Source organism: Pedobacter frigiditerrae (assembly GCF_004331645.1).
Lineage (GTDB): Bacteria > Bacteroidota > Bacteroidia > Sphingobacteriales > Sphingobacteriaceae > Pedobacter > Pedobacter frigiditerrae.
Map to the genome: position 1 here is coordinate 412,554 of NZ_SJSK01000004.1, position 19,208 is coordinate 431,761.

Annotated in this window: 14 protein-coding genes and 1 tRNA gene; 9 read left to right on the forward strand and 6 right to left on the reverse strand. The window is 35.4% G+C overall.

Features of this window, described 5'->3' with window-relative positions; translation table 11 throughout:
* Positions 1 to 58 precede the first annotated feature (58 nt).
* The 3 genes from EZ428_RS16940 to EZ428_RS16950 all read right to left on the reverse strand — a co-directional run bounded on the left by EZ428_RS16940 (position 59) and on the right by EZ428_RS16950 (position 2,585).
* Positions 59 to 502, reverse strand: a complete 444-nt coding sequence (locus EZ428_RS16940) for a DUF1573 domain-containing protein (RefSeq protein WP_131554375.1) — start codon at positions 500 to 502, stop codon at positions 59 to 61.
* Between the two features lie 6 nt (positions 503 to 508).
* Positions 509 to 1,402: a transcription antitermination factor NusB gene (gene nusB, locus EZ428_RS16945; RefSeq protein ID WP_225871082.1), complete on the reverse strand. Its 894-nt coding sequence runs from the start codon at positions 1,400 to 1,402 to the stop codon at positions 509 to 511.
* Positions 1,403 to 1,496: 94 nt separating this feature from the next.
* Positions 1,497 to 2,585: a Glu/Leu/Phe/Val family dehydrogenase gene (locus EZ428_RS16950; protein WP_131554377.1), complete on the reverse strand. Its 1,089-nt coding sequence runs from the start codon at positions 2,583 to 2,585 to the stop codon at positions 1,497 to 1,499.
* Positions 2,586 to 2,687: 102 nt separating this feature from the next.
* On the opposite strand from EZ428_RS16950, the gene EZ428_RS16955 reads away from it, so the two are divergent.
* Entirely contained in the window at positions 2,688 to 4,472 is a 1,785-nt protein-coding gene (locus tag EZ428_RS16955; protein ID WP_131554378.1) for an ABC transporter ATP-binding protein, read from the forward strand.
* Between the two features lie 131 nt (positions 4,473 to 4,603).
* The gene (locus EZ428_RS16960) at positions 4,604 to 4,936 is read left to right on the forward strand and encodes a DUF3276 family protein (RefSeq protein WP_131554379.1); all 333 of its coding nucleotides are present in this window, start codon (positions 4,604 to 4,606) and stop codon (positions 4,934 to 4,936) included.
* 412 nt (positions 4,937 to 5,348) lie between these two features.
* Here the strand turns inward: EZ428_RS16960 and EZ428_RS16965 are convergent, their stop codons facing one another.
* Positions 5,349 to 5,822 (reverse strand): DUF5362 family protein, encoded by a 474-nt coding sequence (locus tag EZ428_RS16965; RefSeq protein WP_131554380.1) that lies wholly within the window; start codon positions 5,820 to 5,822, stop codon positions 5,349 to 5,351.
* A 250-nt stretch (positions 5,823 to 6,072) separates the two neighbouring features.
* Here EZ428_RS16965 and ychF point away from each other — a divergent pair, with 250 nt between their 5' ends.
* Positions 6,073 to 7,167, forward strand: a complete 1,095-nt coding sequence (gene ychF / locus EZ428_RS16970) for a redox-regulated ATPase YchF (protein ID WP_131554381.1) — start codon at positions 6,073 to 6,075, stop codon at positions 7,165 to 7,167.
* Between the two features lie 385 nt (positions 7,168 to 7,552).
* Here the strand turns inward: ychF and mgtE are convergent, their stop codons facing one another.
* Positions 7,553 to 8,926 (reverse strand): magnesium transporter, encoded by a 1,374-nt coding sequence (gene mgtE, locus EZ428_RS16975; protein ID WP_131554382.1) that lies wholly within the window; start codon positions 8,924 to 8,926, stop codon positions 7,553 to 7,555.
* 319 nt (positions 8,927 to 9,245) lie between these two features.
* On the opposite strand from mgtE, the gene EZ428_RS16980 reads away from it, so the two are divergent.
* The 4 genes from EZ428_RS16980 to EZ428_RS16995 all read left to right on the forward strand — a co-directional run bounded on the left by EZ428_RS16980 (position 9,246) and on the right by EZ428_RS16995 (position 14,118).
* Positions 9,246 to 10,832 (forward strand): flavin monoamine oxidase family protein, encoded by a 1,587-nt coding sequence (locus EZ428_RS16980; protein WP_205945740.1) that lies wholly within the window; start codon positions 9,246 to 9,248, stop codon positions 10,830 to 10,832.
* Positions 10,833 to 10,848: 16 nt separating this feature from the next.
* Complete coding sequence (locus tag EZ428_RS16985; protein ID WP_131554383.1) at positions 10,849 to 12,021, forward strand: pyridoxal phosphate-dependent aminotransferase; 1,173 nt, start codon at positions 10,849 to 10,851, stop codon at positions 12,019 to 12,021.
* 17 nt (positions 12,022 to 12,038) lie between these two features.
* Positions 12,039 to 13,037, forward strand: coding sequence for a Hint domain-containing protein (locus EZ428_RS16990; protein ID WP_131554384.1), 999 nt, complete (start codon positions 12,039 to 12,041; stop codon positions 13,035 to 13,037).
* A 70-nt stretch (positions 13,038 to 13,107) separates the two neighbouring features.
* On the forward strand, positions 13,108 to 14,118 hold the full coding sequence (locus EZ428_RS16995; protein ID WP_131554385.1) for a PorP/SprF family type IX secretion system membrane protein: 1,011 nt from the start codon (positions 13,108 to 13,110) through the stop codon (positions 14,116 to 14,118).
* Here EZ428_RS16995 and EZ428_RS17000 read toward each other — a convergent pair.
* Positions 14,115 to 17,627, reverse strand: a complete 3,513-nt coding sequence (locus tag EZ428_RS17000) for a gliding motility-associated C-terminal domain-containing protein (protein ID WP_131554386.1) — start codon at positions 17,625 to 17,627, stop codon at positions 14,115 to 14,117. The genes EZ428_RS16995 and EZ428_RS17000 overlap by 4 nt on opposite strands.
* Positions 17,628 to 17,762: 135 nt before the next feature.
* Here EZ428_RS17000 and EZ428_RS17005 point away from each other — a divergent pair.
* Together EZ428_RS17005 and EZ428_RS17010 are read left to right on the forward strand one after the other, a co-directional pair.
* Positions 17,763 to 17,834, forward strand: a tRNA-Arg gene (locus EZ428_RS17005).
* Between the two features lie 140 nt (positions 17,835 to 17,974).
* A complete protein-coding gene (locus EZ428_RS17010; protein WP_131554387.1) occupies positions 17,975 to 19,207 on the forward strand; it encodes a YaiO family outer membrane beta-barrel protein in 1,233 nt (410 codons plus the stop codon).
* Position 19,208 lies beyond the last annotated feature (1 nt).

Consider the following 19,208-nt stretch of genomic DNA (forward strand, 5'->3'; position numbering starts at 1 on the left):
GTTAAGATCAAGTTTCCGCCAATCGGTCTCTCACTTTTTGAGAGATTAAGTGGGGCATTTATTTCTTTTCTTTCACCTCGCCTACTAAATGTAGTTTGTCAGCCTCTGGATTAGCGTTAGAGAAAATGGTTACTTGTTTATCTTGCATGCCTATTTTACCAGCACTATCAAAAACAACTTTAATTAAGCCTTCTTCACCTGGTTTAATGGGAGTTTTTGGATATTCTGGAACCGTACATCCACAGGTTGCAGTAGCATCTGTAATAATTAATGGTGTTTTCCCTGTATTCTTAAATTTAAAATCAAACTGTACTTTTTCACCTTGTGTGATTACACCAAAATCATAAATTTCTTTCTCAAATTTAACTTTAGGAGCATCGGCTTCAGCAACAGTAGCAGTAGAAGAACTAGCTACAGCAGCAACTTTATCGTCTAATTTTGATTTTTGCTTACATCCTGTGAAAGCTATTAGTGCAAGTAAAATGATGAATAAGTTTTTCATGTTATATTATTCTTCTATAAGTCCTCTACCGATTTTCTTAATGCTATTTGTTCTTTTTAAATCGCTTAAAATTTTATCTAAGATACCATTAATGAAAGAGTTACTTTTCGGCGTACTGTAATCTTTTGATAGTTCTAAATACTCATTTATGGTAACCTTAACAGGAATTGAAGTAAAATTCATCATTTCGCAGATTGCCATTTTCATCAAAATAGTATCCATTAAGGCAATCCTTTCAGATTCCCAGTTTTTAGTTCGTTCTGCAATTAATTCTTGGTAAGTATTGTCGTTTTTCAAGGTAAACACAAAAAGATCTTTCACAAATTTGCTATCCTCAACCCAATCAGCACTTATTGGCGTTAATTTATTTTTAAACGGATCTTCAGAAGTAAAGTTCTTTAACGTTTTTGCAATCATCCCTTGCATTACTTCCCTATCTACAGGCCAATTGATAAACTTATCTTCAAACGCTTGGATAATATTTAAGTTCTTCAATAAGATTTTACGGAAAATGAACTTGATGATCTCTTTAGAACTTTCTAAGTCTTCCTCAGTTTCTTCTAAGTAAGCCGCATATTCTTTGGTCTCTTTTAGTTTAATAAAAATTGATTTTACTAAATCTGGATCCGAATGCCAATTAACTTGATATTTATTTACTGAGGAAGTATATTCTGGATTCTGCTTTAAAATTACGGCAAACTTATTATGCAATAATTTCTGATTGGGATTTAAATCTTCTGCTGTTGGCAAATGTTTATTTGCTCTTTCGATGGCATCATTTGCAGTATATTCAGTAACATCTACTATTAATGCTAGCATGCGAATATACATTTCAAAAACACTGTCTATGCTTTGCATTAACGTTTTTTGACTGCTTACGCTATCTTTTTTGTCTGTCATGTGCCATGCATAAATATTTTGCAAAGCTTTTATTCTTAAGTGTCTTCTGTTTAACATGAATGTAAGAACGAGTGGTAATTTTTACCGTTTATATTTAATATGATGATTTAATTTTTTTAATGTCACTTATTCTTTTTTCCGCGATGCGAGCCGCAGCCAAATTTGTTGGTATTTTTTCTGTTTTTGATAGCTTTATTACTTCACGAGTGGCATCATAAATGTGCTCGGTTAACTGCATGGTACGCTTTTTACCGAAACCTGTTAACTCCGAATAACAATTAATTAAACCACCAGCATTTATCAAATAATCTGGCGCATATAAAATTCCCTTATCTAATAATAACTGGCCATGAATGTCTTCATCTGCCAATTGGTTATTTGCAGAACCTGCTATAATAGAGAATTTCATATTCTTTATGGTTTTATCATTAACCGTTGCACCTAAGGCGCAAGGCGAATAAATATCAGCACCAATAGTAAATATCTTATCTGCATCTATAGGTTTTGCCTTATATTTTCTAGCAACTTCCTGTAAACGGTCTTGGTTAATATCGCTAACGTAAACTTCTACGTTTTCTTGTCTTAATAATTCAACTAAATGTTCGCCTACGTTGCCAATACCTTGCACAACTACAGACCTACCTGCAAGCATGTCAGTTCCAAAAACTTCTTTAACGCAAGCTTTAATCCCCAAAAAAACACCCTTCGCCGTAATTGGTGCTGGATTACCCCCACCACCAATAGATTCTGGTACACCAGTAACATGTTCGGTTTCCATACGGATATATTCCATGTCTCTAGTGGTTGTACCCATATCTTCAGCAGTGATAAACTCACCGTTTAGATTTTTGATGAAACGACCATAACTACGCATTAAAGCCTCAGTTTTCATCTTTCTAGAGTCGCCAATAATAACAGCTTTACCACCACCTAAATTTAATCCAGTAATGGCAGATTTGTAAGTCATTGCTTTAGATAAACGCAATACATCCTCCAAAGCCTCGGCTTCAGAGTTATAGTTCCACATTCGGGTTCCGCCTAAAGCAGGACCTAATGTAGTATCATGAATAGCAATAATGGCTTTTAATCCGGTATCGGGGTCATTACAAAACACCACTTTTTTGTGGCCTGATGCACTTAATTGGTCTAAAACAGAAGTTACGATAGAACTATTACCAGACATACAAATTTGTTGAATTGATAGCGGCAAAATTAAGATAAAAAAACCATTATTTTACTTAGTTTTTATTAAAAAAAGAAACTCTTTTGGCTAACTTTACCAAAAATGAAGCATCTATTCTTTTTAAACAAATACTTCTATAAATATAAGTGGTGGATAATTCCAGGCGTTTTCTTTGTCATCATCTCTAATATTTTTGGTGTGGTACCTGCTCAAGTTGTTGGCCATGCCTTTAATTTAATAACAGAGAACATTGCCATATACCAACTTTTTGACGGTTTTGAACGTCAAGAAATCATCTATAACATCTTTAGCAATAGCTTGTTCTTTTTTGGTGCATTGATATTGATTCTCTATTTAATGAGAGGTTTATTCTTGTTTTTCATGCGCCAAACCATCATTTTAATGTCTAGGCATATTGAGTACGACATGAAGAACGAAATTTATGCACACTATCAAAAACTAAGCTTGGGTTTTTACCGCAGAAACAATACTGGAGATTTAATGAATCGTGCTACCGAAGATGTAAATAGAGTGAGGATGTACGTTGGCCCAGCTATCATGTACACCATTAACACGGCTGTTTTATTCTTGCTGATTATCTACTTTATGTTTGATGTAAATAGCACATTAGCTATTTATTGTTTATTACCGCTACCCATTTTAGTGGTTACCATTTATTTTGTAAACACTTTAATCAACCAAAAGAGTGAGCGAATTCAAGAGCAATTATCACGATTGTCTTCTTTTGTACAAGAAAGGTTTTCGGGCATCAGGGTAATTAAATCTTATGTAAGAGAAAAACAAGTACAAGATGTTTTTGCATCCGAAAGCATTGCTTATAAAAACAGTTCTATGAATCTGGTTAAAGTTCAGGCCTTGTTTTATCCTACCATGCTTTTATTAGTGGGCTTAAGCACTATTTTAACAGTATATATTGGCGGTAAACAAGTAATTGATGGCGCCATCACACCAGGAAACATTGCCGAGTTTATTGTTTACGTCAACCAATTAACCTTTCCAGTAACCATGCTAGGTTGGGTAACCACACTAATTCAAAGAGCAGCAGCATCACAAAAACGGATCAATGAATTTTTACAACTCCAACCAGACATTACATCCAGCAATGCTGAAGAACCTGTATTTGATGGAAAAATTAGCTTCAAAAATGTAAGCTTTACTTACCCAGATACTGGAATTGAGGCTTTAAGAGAGGTAAGTTTTGAAGTAGAAAAAGGACAATTTGTAGCAATTATTGGTAGAACGGGTTCTGGAAAGTCTACTTTGGCAAACCTCATCATGCGGATGTATGATACCGATGCGGGCCAAATAGAGATAGACGGCAAGGAATTGAAGAACTTAAACCTCAACAACTTCAGGAATCAAATTGGATTTGTGCCACAAGAAGTTTTTTTATTCTCAGACACCATTAAAAACAACATCGCCTTTGGCTTAAGCGCTATTGAAGAAGGGCAAGTTGAGCAAGCTGCGAAAAATGCTGCTGTTTATGATAACATTGTAGACTTTGATTTGAAATTTGAAACGATGTTAGGCGAACGAGGCATTACCTTATCTGGCGGACAAAAACAACGTGTTTCCATAGCTAGGGCATTAATAAAAGAACCTAAAATATTAATATTTGACGATTGCCTTTCGGCAGTTGACACCAAAACAGAAGAAGAAATTTTAAGTAACCTGGGTAAAATCATGAAAGGCAAAACCAGCATTTTAATTGCCCATCGTATTTCTACCATTAAAAACGCAGATAAAATCATTGTTTTAGACGATGGAAAAATTATTGAGCAGGGCACACACAATGAACTGCTTGCTAATAATGGCGCCTATGCCGAAATGTACGACAATCAATTATTGGAAGAAGAAAATCGATAACAAACTGAGCTTAACTTAAAATTGCGGTTAATACGTATTTAATTTATTCGAAAATGATACTAATTTCTATTTTGATTTAATAATTATTGCTTTATATTTACCGCAACCTTAAACTAATAGCACACACAACAATGGGAGATTTTGACAACAAAGAGAGAGAAGAGGTTTTTAGCAAGAAAGTAAGAGCGGGTAAACGCACCTATTTTTTTGATGTAAAGGCAACACGTTCAGGCGATTATTACCTTACTTTAACAGAAAGTAAAAAGAGATTAGAAGATGGTGTATTTGTAAAACATAAAATCTTTTTATATAAAGAAGATTTTGAAAAGTTTACTGAAGGTTTAACTGAAACTGTAGAGTATATCAAATCTCATCAGGATGTAGTTGAAAAACGTTATGAATATTCTGAAAATGCAGAATATACGCATACGCCAAAAACAGATAGCGACGATTTTTCTTTTTAAGAAAATCACATATTAAAAAAGTCCCGACCAATTGGTCGGGACTTTTTTTGTGTCCTGAAAAATTGAATGTCAAATTCATAAGATATTGTACCAGTTACCTAACCAAGGTTAGTGTTACCCTCCGCTAAGGATTGTCTGATATCTCTTTTACACCAACAGGGGGTTAACAGGGACACTACAGGGATATAACAGGGAGTTAACAGGGATTTTACCCCTGTTAACTCCTATTAAACCCCGTGTTTAGTTTGTGTTTGATAACTGCAACTCTTACATGGAGTAAAGAGAATGGTATGACACCGATTGAGATGAATTAAAGCTTGCATTTAATAGGCACAAAAAATCCTTGCCAGATTTAACTGACAAGGATTACATTTTTACACCTCAACAAAGGCCGAGTAGGCATTCATTCAAATTATCCCGCTGCGCTATTTCCAAGTACAGCACCAACAATAGTAATGATGTATAAGCTCAAGATAATGATGGTTATAATACCCCAATATTTAAATAGCGATTTCATTTTACCCATTGCTTCATTCAAGCTATCTTGTTCTCCATATAAAATACCAACTTTAGCTTTATTAGCATATTTAAACATCAATAAACTTGGATAGAATATAGCAAAAGCATAGATTAAAAACACAATCGTAATAACCGCACTGCCAGCTTTTGCAAGCTCTCCCGTCATTAAAGCAAGTTCTGGGCTCGAGCTCATGATTGCCCCAAACATAAAAGCACAAACAACAAGCAATCCCGTTAATACAAAACCAACGATAGCCAAAAAACTGGCCCATTTTGCTGTTTCATAAATATAACTCCTAATTTCTTCTGTAACAGCTAAAGCTTGTTCTTCTTTGGGTTCTAATTGCGTTTCGTTAATTTCTTCCATTTTTAGTTTAAATTATTCTCAGTTATCAAATATAAACATATTACCATTGTTAATGTTTAGCATTGAATTATTTACTAGGCAAAGGCCTTAAAAATTAATATCTTTGCGCCCTTTAGAAAGGTTGAAGGTTGAAAGTGCAAAACCGAAAAACAGAGCTAAAATCGGTGAAATCATTTTAATCAGTGAAATCATCCCGAAGGGAATACAAAAAGTAAAATCGTAAATCGTAAATCGTAAATTAAAAATATAAATGGCATTACAATGTGGTATAGTTGGCTTACCAAATGTTGGTAAATCAACCTTATTTAACTGTTTATCTAACGCAAAAGCTCAAGCAGCTAATTTTCCGTTCTGTACAATCGAACCAAATATTGGTGTAATTACCGTTCCGGATGAGCGTTTAACCAAACTAGCTGATTTAGTAAAACCTAACAAAGTACAACCTAATACAATTGAGATTGTAGACATCGCAGGTTTAGTAAAGGGTGCATCTAAAGGTGAAGGTTTAGGTAATCAATTTTTAGGAAACATTAGGGCTACAAGTGCAATTATACACGTTTTGCGTTGTTTTGATGATGGAAACGTAATTCACGTAGATGGTTCTGTTGATCCAATTCGTGATAAGGAAATTATTGATACTGAATTACAGTTAAAAGATTTAGATACCGTTACCAAACGTATCCAGAAAGTAGAAAAAATGGCTAAAACTGATAAAGAAGCCAAAAGAACTTTCGATATCCTTTCTGTTTTTAAAGCACATTTAGAAACTGGAAAATCTATCCGCACTGCTAACGTAGAAAAAGATGACTTCGATTTTATTGAAGATTTGGGTTTATTAACCCAGAAACCAGTAATGTATGTTTGTAACGTTGATGAAGCTTCGGTAATTGACGGTAATAAATATGTCGATTTAGTTAAGGCTAGTGTAGCTGAAGAAAATGCTGAGGTTTTAGTTATTTCTGCTAAAATCGAATCAGAGATTGCTGAATTAGAAAGCTACGAAGAACGTCAAGAGTTTTTAGCGGATTTAGGTTTAACTGAATCTGGTGTAAATAAACTAATTAGAGCTGCTTATCGTTTGTTAGATTTATACACTTACTTTACTGCTGGTGTGCAAGAAGTAAGAGCCTGGACTATCACAAAAGGCTTCACTGCCCCTCAAGCTGCCGGTGTAATTCACACAGACTTCGAAAAAGGATTTATTCGTGCCGAAGTTATTAAGTATAACGATTTTGTAACCTTAGGTTCTGAAGCGGCGTGTAAAGAAGCTGGAAAATTAGGCGTAGAGGGAAAAACTTATGTCGTGGAAGATGGCGACATCATGCACTTTAGATTTAACGTTTAAACCTCACCCCGACCCTCTCCTGAAGGAGAGGGAGACAAGTTGCCTATCGTTTGGTGTCTCACCAACCGGAACGATAAAATTTTAAAAGCTACTTCAGTTGAAGTGGCTTTTTTTGCTACAAATATGATGAAATCAATAGTTGTTTATCCTTACTTGAAGTAGTATTAAAGCATAGTGGTTAATTAATCATCCTTCGTTCATCTTACGTTCATCCTTCGTTTATCCTTCGTTTATCCTTCGTTATAACAAGCTCATCGCAAGCTTCATCGCTCGCTGTAGTATTAATAAAGACCGTTGCTTGGCACTTCACTATAACCACACTCTTGGCTTATAATGGAATGAGGGAATTACCCCCATAGGTAGTACTCTCAATGACGAAAAAGCTTTAAAGCAATATACCCTTTAAAAACAACATCGCAAAAGAAAAGTAAATGATTAAGCCAGTAACATCTACTAGCGTTGCTACAAAAGGCGTTGATGAAGCAGCGGGATCGGCGCCTAGTTTTTTAAGCAATAAAGGCAACATCGACCCCATTAATGTTCCCCATAGCACAACACCAACTAACGAGCAACCCACTACCAAGCCAATTAAAATATAATGTTCGCTAAAAGAGGGCATGATAAAATGCCAAGCTAAAATTACACTGAAACTCAGCAGACAAAGTGTTGAGCCTAAGAAAATGCCCGAAAGAATTTCTCTTTTCATGACATCCCACCAATCCTTAATGGTTACCTCTCCCAATGCCATGGCCTGGATAATAAGCGTAGCTGCTTGCGAACCACTGTTACCACCACTAGAAATAATTAAAGGAATAAACGTTGCCAGAATAACAACCTTTGCAATTTCATGTTCAAAGTTCGACATCGCTGCAATGGTTAGCAATTCACCAAAAAACAACACGATTAGCCAAATCACACGTTTTTTATAGAGTTCAAAAACAGAAACATCTAAATAGGGTTCATCCAATGCTTGGGTACCTCCCATTTTTTGTATGTCCTCAGAATATTCCTCGTGGGCAATCCATAAGATATCATCAATCGTTACAATACCTAATAGTACATTTTGGTCGTCTATTACAGGTAAAGCCACTCTATTATTCATCTTAAAAACATTGATAGCTTCTTCTTGAGGGTCATTTACCTTTAAAGCAATTAATCTATTATCTGTCAGCTCACCAATTTTAACTTCGGGGTCTGCCAATAGAATTTCACGAATTCGAATATCATCCAACAAAATGCCATCCTTATCAATTACGTAAACAACATCAATGGTTTCAGAGTTTTTGCCATATCGGCGTATATGTGAAAGCACTCTGCTAACTGTCCAGTCTATTTTAACGGCAATGAAATCTGGCGTCATCATTCTGCCCACACTATCTTCTTCATAACCTAAAAGGTGCAGCGCCTCTATCCTATCGTTATCTGACAAAAGAACAAGCAATTTTTTAACAGCATCTCCTTTTAATTCCCCTAAGAGTGCAGTTCTATCATCTGGAGGCAATTGCCTGATAATTTCAGTTAATTTATTGCTCTGCAGCTTTTTAATGATACGCTCTTGTGTAGGGAAATCGAGGATACGAAAAACGTTAACGGCCCTTTTTATGGAAAGTGTTTCGATAAACTTAACAGCGTGTTGCGGAAGCTCGTCTATTAAATGTTCTACATCTGAAATATTCAGTTCATTTAAATAGGTTTTTAACTGCCTATCACTCTCATTTTCCAACAATTGCAATACTTCGTCTACCAGCAGTTCTTCCATAACCCAATTTTAGTTCATCGTTCTGCAAATGTGGCTTTTTCTTTTTAAAAAATCCAAATTAAAATTTTAGAGAAATTTTAGCTAAACAATAAAAATAAAACACAAAATTCAAATAATGAAGGCTTATTTTTCATTAATTTTCAATTCAAGATATGATTTAGCGTAAAATTTAAGCAAAATATAACACCCTACATTAGAGACACTACCAAACTAGTAGTTATGTCACAACATTTATGCTTAAAAAATTGCATAAATCATATTTTCGCTCAAAAATATTCATTTTTATTTTCAATATTTGCTATAATAAGCTCCGGAAATTTTGAAATCTATATCAAGACGCGATTTTTTAAGCAAAAGTGGTCTTTTAGCAAGCGCTAGCTATCCAGCAATGATTGCTTTAGGCCTTTTAAAGTCGGCACCTGCCCATGCATTTAATTTAGAAAAAAAAGGAAATGGCAAAAAGGTAATCATTTTAGGAGCCGGCTTAGCCGGATTGGCCTCGGCTTATGAGTTAACCAAATTAGGTTACGAATGTACCATTCTTGAAGCGAGGGAAAGAACTGGCGGACGCTGCTGGAGCATTAAAAATGGAAGTTCACATTTAGAGCATGATAAGCCCTTAGTTTCTGCAAAATTTGATGAAGGATTATATTTTAATGCCGGTCCCTCACGTATCCCACATAACCATGAACTAACCTTACATTATTGCAAGGAATTAGGTGTTCCTATTCAGGTTTATAACAATGTTAACGAAAGCACTTACTTTTTCGCCGAAGGGAAAGGTGCACTTTCTAATAAAAAGGTACGTAATAGGGAAATTCATAACGACATAAGGGGTTATATGGCAGAAATGCTTTCTAAAACAATGGATTCGAATTTAGATAGTGCCTTAACCAAAGAAGACGGACAAAAAATTATTGAATATTTAATGGCAGAAGGTGGATTGGACGTAGATAAATTATATAAGGCATCTGCCCGAAGAGGATACATCGAATCGCCTGGCGCCGGGAATAAACCTGGAATTATTACTGACCCCTACAAATTGGCCGACATTATCAAATCGGGTTTAATGGATCCGGATTTTTACAATGTTGCCGAATACACTTACGAGTTGCAGATGACCATGTTTCAAGCTGTGGGTGGGATGGACAAAATTGCACAAGCTTTTGAAAAGAAAGTTGCACCAATGCTAAAACTAAATGCTGAGGTATTAGCCATCGACAATACAACTGAAGGGGTAAAAATTATTTACAAGGACAAAACCGGAGAACACGAGTTACAAGGAGATTTGTGTATTTGTACCCTACCCTTACCTGTATTAAGCAATGTAAAAAACAATTTTTCTTCAGAAGTAAATCGAGCTATAGATTTTATAGAATATAACAAAACAGGTAAAATTGGCTTACAGTTTAAACGTCGATTTTGGGAAGAAGATGAACATATCTATGGCGGTATAACACATACCAACAATGAATTAACCCAAATATTTTATCCATCTTATGATTATTTGAGTAAAAAAGGAATTCTAATTGGTTATTACAATTTTAATGAAAAAGCTGCGCTGGTAAGCGATTTAAGTTATGCCGAAAGAGAAAAACTAGCGCTGCAAAAAGGAAGATTGATCCATCCGCAATATGACAAGGAATTTGAAAGTTCGCTTTCTGTAAGTTGGCATAAAACAAAATACAGTATGGGCGGATGGGCTGTTTATAATACCGAGACCAGGAAAAATTCTTATCCCGCTATGCTTAAACCAGATGGCAACATTTATTTTGCTGGCGAACATTTAACTTATTTAAACGCATGGATGGCTGGTGCATTAGAATCGGCAAGAAGCGTTGTGACCGATATACATGCTAGAACCACAGAATCAAGATTAAAATACCCAACCCAAACAAAAGGATAACCTAAAACAAATTATTATGGCAAACACATTTAACCGTAGAAGCTGGATCAAATCCACAGCCATTATGGCCGGAGCAGCAACCTTCTTTTCTGGAGCATTAAACAAAATCTCAGCAATGCCACGCAGCATTCAGCAACGAGTAATGAGCGACAGCTTTGCCGATAAATTTGCGGTTTTAAGAGCTCAACCCACCATGAAGGCTAGGTTGTCTGCTAATGAAAATCCTTTTGGACCATCTAAAGCGGCTAAAAAAGCAATGAAAAAAGCCTTAGATACCAGTTATCAATATCCTTTCATGCACATGCGTGAGTTAACCAGCAAAATTGCTACTCATGAAGGCATACAACAAAGCAATATCATGATGGATGCTGGCTCATCTCCAATATTACTTGCTGCATCCTTATTTTTTGCAAAAAATGGCGGAGAGATAATTTCTGCTGACCCTTCTTACAACGACCTTCCAGCAGATGCTGAAAAACATGGCGCTAAATGGATAAAAACACCATTAACAAGCGATTACAAAATTGATTTAGATGCAATGGAAGCTAAAATCAATGATAAAACAGCATTGATTTACATCTGCAATCCCAATAATCCTACAGCTACTATTCTTGATACCGCTAAACTTGCTGCATTCTGTGAAAGGGTAAGCAAAAAAGTACCTGTATTTATTGATGAAGCTTATATTGATTACTTGCCAGATCCAAAAGCCGCTAGTATGATTGACATGGTTAAAAAAGGTTCGAATGTTATTGTAGCAAGAACATTCTCTAAACTCTATGGCTTCGCAGGATTGCGTTGTGGCTATATCGTTGCTTTGCCAGAGACCGTAAGAAGTTTATCCGCTTACTCAACTGGCATGATGAGTTTAACTGCCCCAACAATTGCTGCCGCCACTATTGCTTATCAAGAAACAGAATTTTTAAAAGATGCTTTGGCAAAAACAACAGCATCAAAAGAATACCTCTATAGTGTGCTAAAAGCCGAAGGTTATGATTACATCCCATCTTCGGCAAATTTTGTAATGTTCCCTATCAAAATATCCGGAAATAAATTTGCTCAAGAAATGAACAAAAGAGGCGTAAGCATTAGAACTTGGAAGTTTAGCGACAAAGAATGGTGTAGGATTAGCATTGGCAGAATGGATGAGATGAAGGCATTTGCAGAAGCATTCAAAGATATTTCATAAACAAACAATTTAATAAAATGAAAAAATTGCTACTTATTTTAAGTTTGAGCATCGTAATCAACTTTGCTCAGGCTCAACAAAAAACTGTAAATCCACGACCAATTACAATGGTGGAGTATGAAAAAGCTAAAAAATATGCCATCGCAGATTTGGATAAAGACACCTATATTAAATTTGACAACACATACATTTTAGATAGATACGAGGCTAGAAAGCCTTATTTTATTACTGGAGATGATGGATTAAAAAAGCGAATCGATCTATATAAATTGTTAGCTAAGGAAGGGATGCAAGAATTAGGTGTAATGGTGTTTTACACAACAGAGAAGGGAAAAATCTATCAGGCACTAATTCCTAATTTTACTGCGGAAGGCACAGTATGGGAAAAATACTTTCAAGACATTGACAACATTAATAAAGAAGAAAAAAACTTTATCCTAAAGTTATCTTATATTATATCAAAAGAACTAAGTTATCAGCAATATAAGGTTTTAAATAGTGGGAAAAACCTATCTGAAGAAGCTGCAACTTATGGTAGTGATATTTGCTTTCCTGGTGATGAAGAAGTTACAATGGCAGATGGTTCGAAAAAATTGCTCAAAGATATTAAAGCTGGCGATGATGTTTTAACGATAGATCCATCTACAAAAAAGACTGCTGTAGTAAAGGTTAAAGAGTTAACGGAGCATGATGCTAAAAACTATGCCTTAACCAAGTTAACTTTAGTTGCAGAAAAGAGCATAAAAACTTCAACTGCAACCGAAATTAAATTAAGTACCAAAGTGTTACAAGCTACACCAAATCACCCCATGCTTACTAAAAAAGGCAATTTAAAAATTGGAGCAATACAAGAAGGTGAAGAAGTGCTTTGCCTAAACGAATTAACAGGGAAATACGAAGCTTTTGTAGTATGGAAAAAGGAAGAATTTGCTGGTGGCACACAAAAGGTATATAACATGGTTGCCTCTGCCGGCTCTACTTTTGTAATGAACGGCGTGATGGTAATGCAGAAATAATTGTTTAGAATATACTATAGAATTAGTTACAACTTATTATCTTAGCGAGATAAGTTGTAATTAATTCTTAATGAAACATTTTTGTGCTTTTATTATCGCTCTGCTCATCTGTAATTTGAGCTACGGACAAGAAACCCCTCGAAGCACTCAATACATTTTCAATAATTATTTACTAAACCCTGCCTTATCTGGTATCGACAGTTATATTGATGTAAAATTAGGCTACAGAAAACAATGGTCGGGTTTGGATGGAGCGCCTAGTACCCAATATGCCTCACTTAGTATGCCATTGGGTGAAGATTTTGTAAGAAGCTCAATAAATTCATTTAATTCTAAAGGCTATAATCCATTAAGCAGAAGTTATGTAAACTCATACACGGCAGCAGAACCACATCATGGTATAGGTTTAATTGCAATGACCGATAAAGCTGGCTTAATTAGGCAAAGTAGTTTCAACCTCACTTACGCTTATCATCTTGGCATTAGTAATGATGTAAACTTAGCTGTTGGCGCATCCGCAGGGGTTAATTTTTTAAGTTTTAATGCAACTGACGTAATTGCCCAAAGCAATACCGACCCTTTATTTACAGCAGACTATAACAATAGATTTAGACCAGATGTAGGTTTTGGTTTATGGTTATACAGTCCGAGGTTTTTCATGGGTGCTTCTGCAAAACAACTGTTGGGTTCTAGAAGTGTAATTGAAGATAATAAATCGGTATCGTTACCTTATCAATCTACTACCGTTTATGCAACTGCTGGATATAAAATATTTTTGGATGAAGACATCGCCATGATTCCTTCATTTTTAGCAAGCTACCATCTAAATTCTCCAGCTGCTGTTGATGCAAATTTGAAGTTAGCTTATCAGGATAGATTTTGGGTTGGCACAAGCTATAGAAATAATGACGCATTCTCAATGCTTGCAGGCTTCAATGTTGCATCATTAGTTAACCTAAGTTATTCTTATGATGTAAATACTTCAGCATTGCGCGCTGTTAATCGAGGCACACATGAAATTGTATTAGGCTTTTTGCTTAATAACCGTTACCAAGTTAGATGTTCTACTCGTCAGTTTTAACGTAACAAAGTAATACTACCACTTATTGGTTTACATTCTGAGCGTAAATCTATCACGTAAAAATAAACTCCTGCTGGCAAGTCCTTACCTCTAAACCTGCCATCAAAAGGTTTCGTATAATTACCTATAGATTCATAAACCAATTGTCCATCTCTTGTATAAACCTTAATGTTGTTACCTTTATAATCTGGCAAACCATTCACCATCCAGAAATCATTCAATCCATCACCATTGGGTGTTATTACGTTTCCTAACTCTAAGTTATCATGCGTTACTTCAATATGCATTTTTGTAAATGTACTTTCACAAGAGCCTAATTTTCTCTTGATATAATAATCAGCAGTTTTACTTACCTTAAAGTTGAAAACACCATTTGTAGTTTCCAAAATCGGTTTATCATCGCCCATATCTGCAAATAATTGATAGGTTCCCTCTTGCTTTCCTATAATAGGCACAGCAATGTCAGACACATAGCAAATCCTAATATCGTTTACAACAGGAGCTTCTATTTTAAATGGCTCGTCTAAAACTTCATAAACTTGACTGATGGCATAACCACAACTTGATTTGTCCCTAACTTCTAAACGATATTTACCGCTACCTACATTTATCAAATCTTTAGTGAATTGAACCGCATCACCCGCCTCATCAATCCATTTATAATCATAATCTGGCACACCACCAACAACTTGAATGCCCTTTACGGAACCACGTTTTAAGCTACAACCATCTTTTACCGTAACTCCGCTATTTGGTGATATTGTTAATTTTGGTGTTGCTGTAATTGCAAATGGACCATGAACAGATTGGCAATTATTAATATCCCAAGCGTATAAGGTATAACTACCTGCCGGGATATTTTTGATCTCTGAAATTGTGCCAGGGATAATGGTTCCAGCTTCATTTCTCCATTCAAATCTTGAAGGTCTTACTGTTGAAGTATAATTAAGTGTGATACTGCCATTAATAAGCTCGCAAGTTGTATTAATTTTAGTTTCTGTGAATGTAAATAATTGTGGCTCTAAGGCAGTAACAATAAACGACCTGTTAATTGCGCAAGTATAAAGCGTGTTACTTGCCGTAAGCGTGTAAGTTCCAGGTGCTAAATCAGTTAAACCAATTTGCATACCTGTAGAATAAACTCCTTTTTTAAGAGAAACACCAGCAGCATCTTTCCATTCATAATAATCTGCATCTGTTATTGTCGGACTACTAATCATACCATTGTTCAATCCGCATCTGCCAGGAGTAATTGCGCCACCACTAATAACTACCGTATTGTAAATATTGATATTATATCTTTGGGAAACTGGAGAACATTGACCTTGATCGTAAATCATAATGGTATAACCACCACCTTCTACATTTTCTAAGTCTAATGATGTAGAAACTTCCGTAGTGCCTATTACCCCTGTTACAGGATCATGTTTAAACCATTTGTATGTTGCAGTTCCTGTTACATCATCCCAAACAATTCCTTTTATAGAACCATTTGCTTTTCCGCAAGCTGCTGCTACCGGTACACCTTGTGTTTTAATCTTAGGCTGTGGTTTTCGGCTAATTGTTATTGGATCAGAATCTAGTTTACAGCCTGCATCATCAGTAACACGAACAAAATATGTACCTTCTGGTAATGAAGCTGGATTATTATTGCTAACAACTGCATTAGCTGTATTTATCCATTGGTAACGAATTGTTCCCTTACCTCTTAAAACTTCTGCAGTAAAAGTAAAAACAGTTTGGCCACAGGCTGGAGCTGGAGGTATAATTGTTGGTTTAGTTAACTTTTGATCCTTGACAATATGTATGCTTGAAAAAGCTTTACAACCATCATCAATTGTTACTTCATAAGTACCTACATCTAAACCACTAATGCTTTGTGTATTTCCTTTTGAGGTACGGCTGTTATCTGTTTCTATTTTAACCCAACTAAATGTAAACCCTTCACGGTCTTCTGGAATAGTTATCGAACCATTTCCATTGCAAGTTACAGGCTCTATAATTGCTTCATTTGGCAATAAATCTGCTGTTGAGAAAGGTGATGTTGTTGCATTTAGTAAACTAGCGGTTGCTGTAACATTTCCACTTACAGCCCCATTATATTCCCATTTACCATCACTTCCTGCCTGTACAGTTTTAATGTATGTTTTACCTTCACAAATGCCATTACAGTTTTGAGAGAAAAACAATTCGACTTCAGAGTTAGGTGTCGCTTTTCCTGAAACATAATCCGCACGTTTTTTCAGAATTTGAATGTACGGCTGGAGAATACTTAAAGTTTTTCCTATTCCGAATGTTTTATTACAATACATACTATTTCTAGTAATCTTTACTGCTTTTGATGAAGTTGTTTCTATCCCGAAATTGTTATAGGAAATAATATTTTTCTCCGCAGTTGCCCCTCCTCCTACTGTTCCAATTCCATTAATACCAATCTGAACTCCAATGCCATTACCCATATCTAGGTTACCATTAACGTCTGTTCCAATGGCGTTTCCTGTTAAAATAAAATCAGAATTGACAATGGAAACCCCTACTGTTCTATTCCCACCAATTACATTATTACGCACATAGAGTGCCGAATTAACCGCATCAACCTTAAGCCCAGCGATTTCTAAAGAAGAAGAGGAAAGAAAAATAGGTAGTTCATGAAAATCCTTTTGTCCAGTTACATCAACACCTATTTTATTGTTTATAATATTGATATCAAATCTTGTACTTGTAGAACTAAATCTTTTAATATCTAAATTTATTCTGTTTGCTGCGATTACATTTCCTTCTCCAGCATTATCGCCTCCAACATCTAAAGAGCAATCATACAAACTTGCAGATACTCCATAAACGTTCGTATTTGCGGTTATTCCATCGTAAAACAAACCGATTATATTAGACCTTATCTTAAGTTTGCTCAACGGATTAGGGGTTACAAATACAGTAGAATTCTGAATAAGAATCCCGTTAATGTTTCCACTTATCACATTCCCTTTTCCTGGGGCACCAATTGTAATGTCATTAGACCTATAATCTATAATTATTCCAGAACCCTGACTTGTATTTACTGATTGCAGATTTGTAATTGTAGCAAAATTCCTAAGGTATAGCCCATAAACTTCTACCGCTGTGGTTTGCACACTTGTAGACGAAAACTGGCCAATAATTAATCCAGAAAACGTAGTATTTGCATTTTCTGGTTCTATAATGATTTTTGCCCCAGAAACGCCTAGCGCAGCCCAATTTTGTGAACTTCCATCTATAATAGTATTAGAAGTTATGATTGGCAATGCCGATCTTAATCTAATTGTTCTGTTTGCATTATCTGTTGGATCTCCAGAAAGTTGAAAATTTATGATATACGGAGATGTCCTATTAGCAACCGCTGCATTTAATAAGCCTTGTCTCAGCGTTCCGGGCCCGTTATCTGCAGTGCTTGTTACGTTATAGGTTTGAGCATTAATCTTAGCAAAGGAAAGCACAAGAAAAACAAGAATAAAAATAGATTGAAAGCGCATAAAATATTTTGAAGAGGCAAAATACAATTTTCAGCATATATTGCCTAACAGTTTAGTTAAGATTATTAACTTATTCTAAATACGAATTAATACAATCTATCATTTAAACAGATGTTTCTATATATTTGCAGAAATGTTCCCGTAGTTCAATGGATAGAATTATGGTTTCCGGTACCATCGATATGAGTTCGAATCTCGTCGGGAACACAAAGGCTTGCAATTTGGCAAGCCTTTTTTATACATTATAAATGCTATTTAGTTTAACAACATTAACTCAAACATTGCTTTTTTTGCTTTTTTAGTTAACTTTAAACACGTGTCAATAAGACAGAAAAAATAGCTAACCGATGAAATTTCGCATATCCCTTATTACATTTTTACTTTTGGCCTGTAGCATCTTCACCTTCGCTCAAAGTGCCGACGATCTTTTTTCACAAGCACGTAAAGCAGCATTTGAGGAGTCAAATTATCCAAAAGCAATCAGCTTGAGTAGAATCGCACTGCAAGGAAGCCCTGATTATGCAGACATACGGGTATTTTTAGGAAGACTATATACCTGGAGTAAAAAAACAGATAGCGCTAGGGCAGAATTTAATTACATCATTGATAAACAACCAACCTACGAGGATGCCTATGTTGCCCTAGGTAATTTAGAGTTCTGGAATGAAAACACAACTAAAGCCTTGACCGTTGTTAACAAAGGTCTTAAGGCTGTTACTAATTCTGAACCTTTAAATTTATTAAAGGCAAAACTGCTCAATGATTTAAAACGTTGGGAAGAGGCTGATGTGTTATTGGCTGATATCTTAAAGAAGAACCCAGGGTTAACGGAAGCACGCTCTTTAGCAAGTAGGGTCAAGAAAAATAGTGCAAAAAATAAGGTTGGTGTTAATTATAGCTTCATTTATTTTGATAAGCAGTTTGCAGACCCTTGGCATGTTGCGAGTATTGATTATAGTAGACAAACTAAATATGGTTCTATTGCTGGCAGAGTAAATTATGCGAACAGGTTTAACAGCAGTGGTTTGCAATTTGAAATTGATGCCTATCCTAGAATTTCGAATACTTTTTATGCTTATGTAAGTGGTGGTTACGCAACAGAGGCGGGCGTATTTCCAAAATATAGAGCTGGATTTTCCCTGTATGCTAACTTGCCGAATAGTTTCGAAGCGGATGCCGGATTTAGATATTTGAGGTTTGGTGACAATACTTTTATTTATACTGCATCCATTGGCAAATACTACAAGAATTTCTGGTTTAACTTCAGGACATACCTAACCCCTTCAACAAGTAACGTTTCTCAATCATTTTCGTTAAATACAAGGTATTATTTTGGTGGTGCTGATGACTATTTAAGCTTAAGTTTAGGAACTGGCATATCGCCGGATGAGCAAAACAACGTATTGATTAACACTACAAATTACAAGCTAAAATCTAACAGTATATCTTTGGGCTTAAGGAAATCAATCAAAACATTTAATATTTTAACATTTAATATAGGTTTAGAAAATCAAGAATATTTAAAAGGCGTTAAGGGCAATCAGTTTGATGCGAGCATAGGTTACATTAGAAGATTTTAGT

Coding starts and splice junctions, on each gene's coding strand:
- EZ428_RS16940 (WP_131554375.1), bottom strand. CDS start 502: ATGAAAAACTTATTCATCATTTTACTTGCACTAATAGCTTTCACAGGA.
- nusB (WP_225871082.1), bottom strand. CDS start 1,402: ATGACAGACAAAAAAGATAGCGTAAGCAGTCAAAAAACGTTAATGCAA.
- EZ428_RS16950 (WP_131554377.1), bottom strand. CDS start 2,585: ATGTCTGGTAATAGTTCTATCGTAACTTCTGTTTTAGACCAATTAAGT.
- EZ428_RS16955 (WP_131554378.1), top strand. CDS start 2,688: ATGAAGCATCTATTCTTTTTAAACAAATACTTCTATAAATATAAGTGG.
- EZ428_RS16960 (WP_131554379.1), top strand. CDS start 4,604: ATGGGAGATTTTGACAACAAAGAGAGAGAAGAGGTTTTTAGCAAGAAA.
- EZ428_RS16965 (WP_131554380.1), bottom strand. CDS start 5,822: ATGGAAGAAATTAACGAAACGCAATTAGAACCCAAAGAAGAACAAGCT.
- ychF (WP_131554381.1), top strand. CDS start 6,073: ATGGCATTACAATGTGGTATAGTTGGCTTACCAAATGTTGGTAAATCA.
- mgtE (WP_131554382.1), bottom strand. CDS start 8,926: ATGGAAGAACTGCTGGTAGACGAAGTATTGCAATTGTTGGAAAATGAG.
- EZ428_RS16985 (WP_131554383.1), top strand. CDS start 10,849: ATGGCAAACACATTTAACCGTAGAAGCTGGATCAAATCCACAGCCATT.
- EZ428_RS16990 (WP_131554384.1), top strand. CDS start 12,039: ATGAAAAAATTGCTACTTATTTTAAGTTTGAGCATCGTAATCAACTTT.
- EZ428_RS16995 (WP_131554385.1), top strand. CDS start 13,108: ATGAAACATTTTTGTGCTTTTATTATCGCTCTGCTCATCTGTAATTTG.
- EZ428_RS17000 (WP_131554386.1), bottom strand. CDS start 17,627: ATGCGCTTTCAATCTATTTTTATTCTTGTTTTTCTTGTGCTTTCCTTT.
- EZ428_RS17010 (WP_131554387.1), top strand. CDS start 17,975: ATGAAATTTCGCATATCCCTTATTACATTTTTACTTTTGGCCTGTAGC.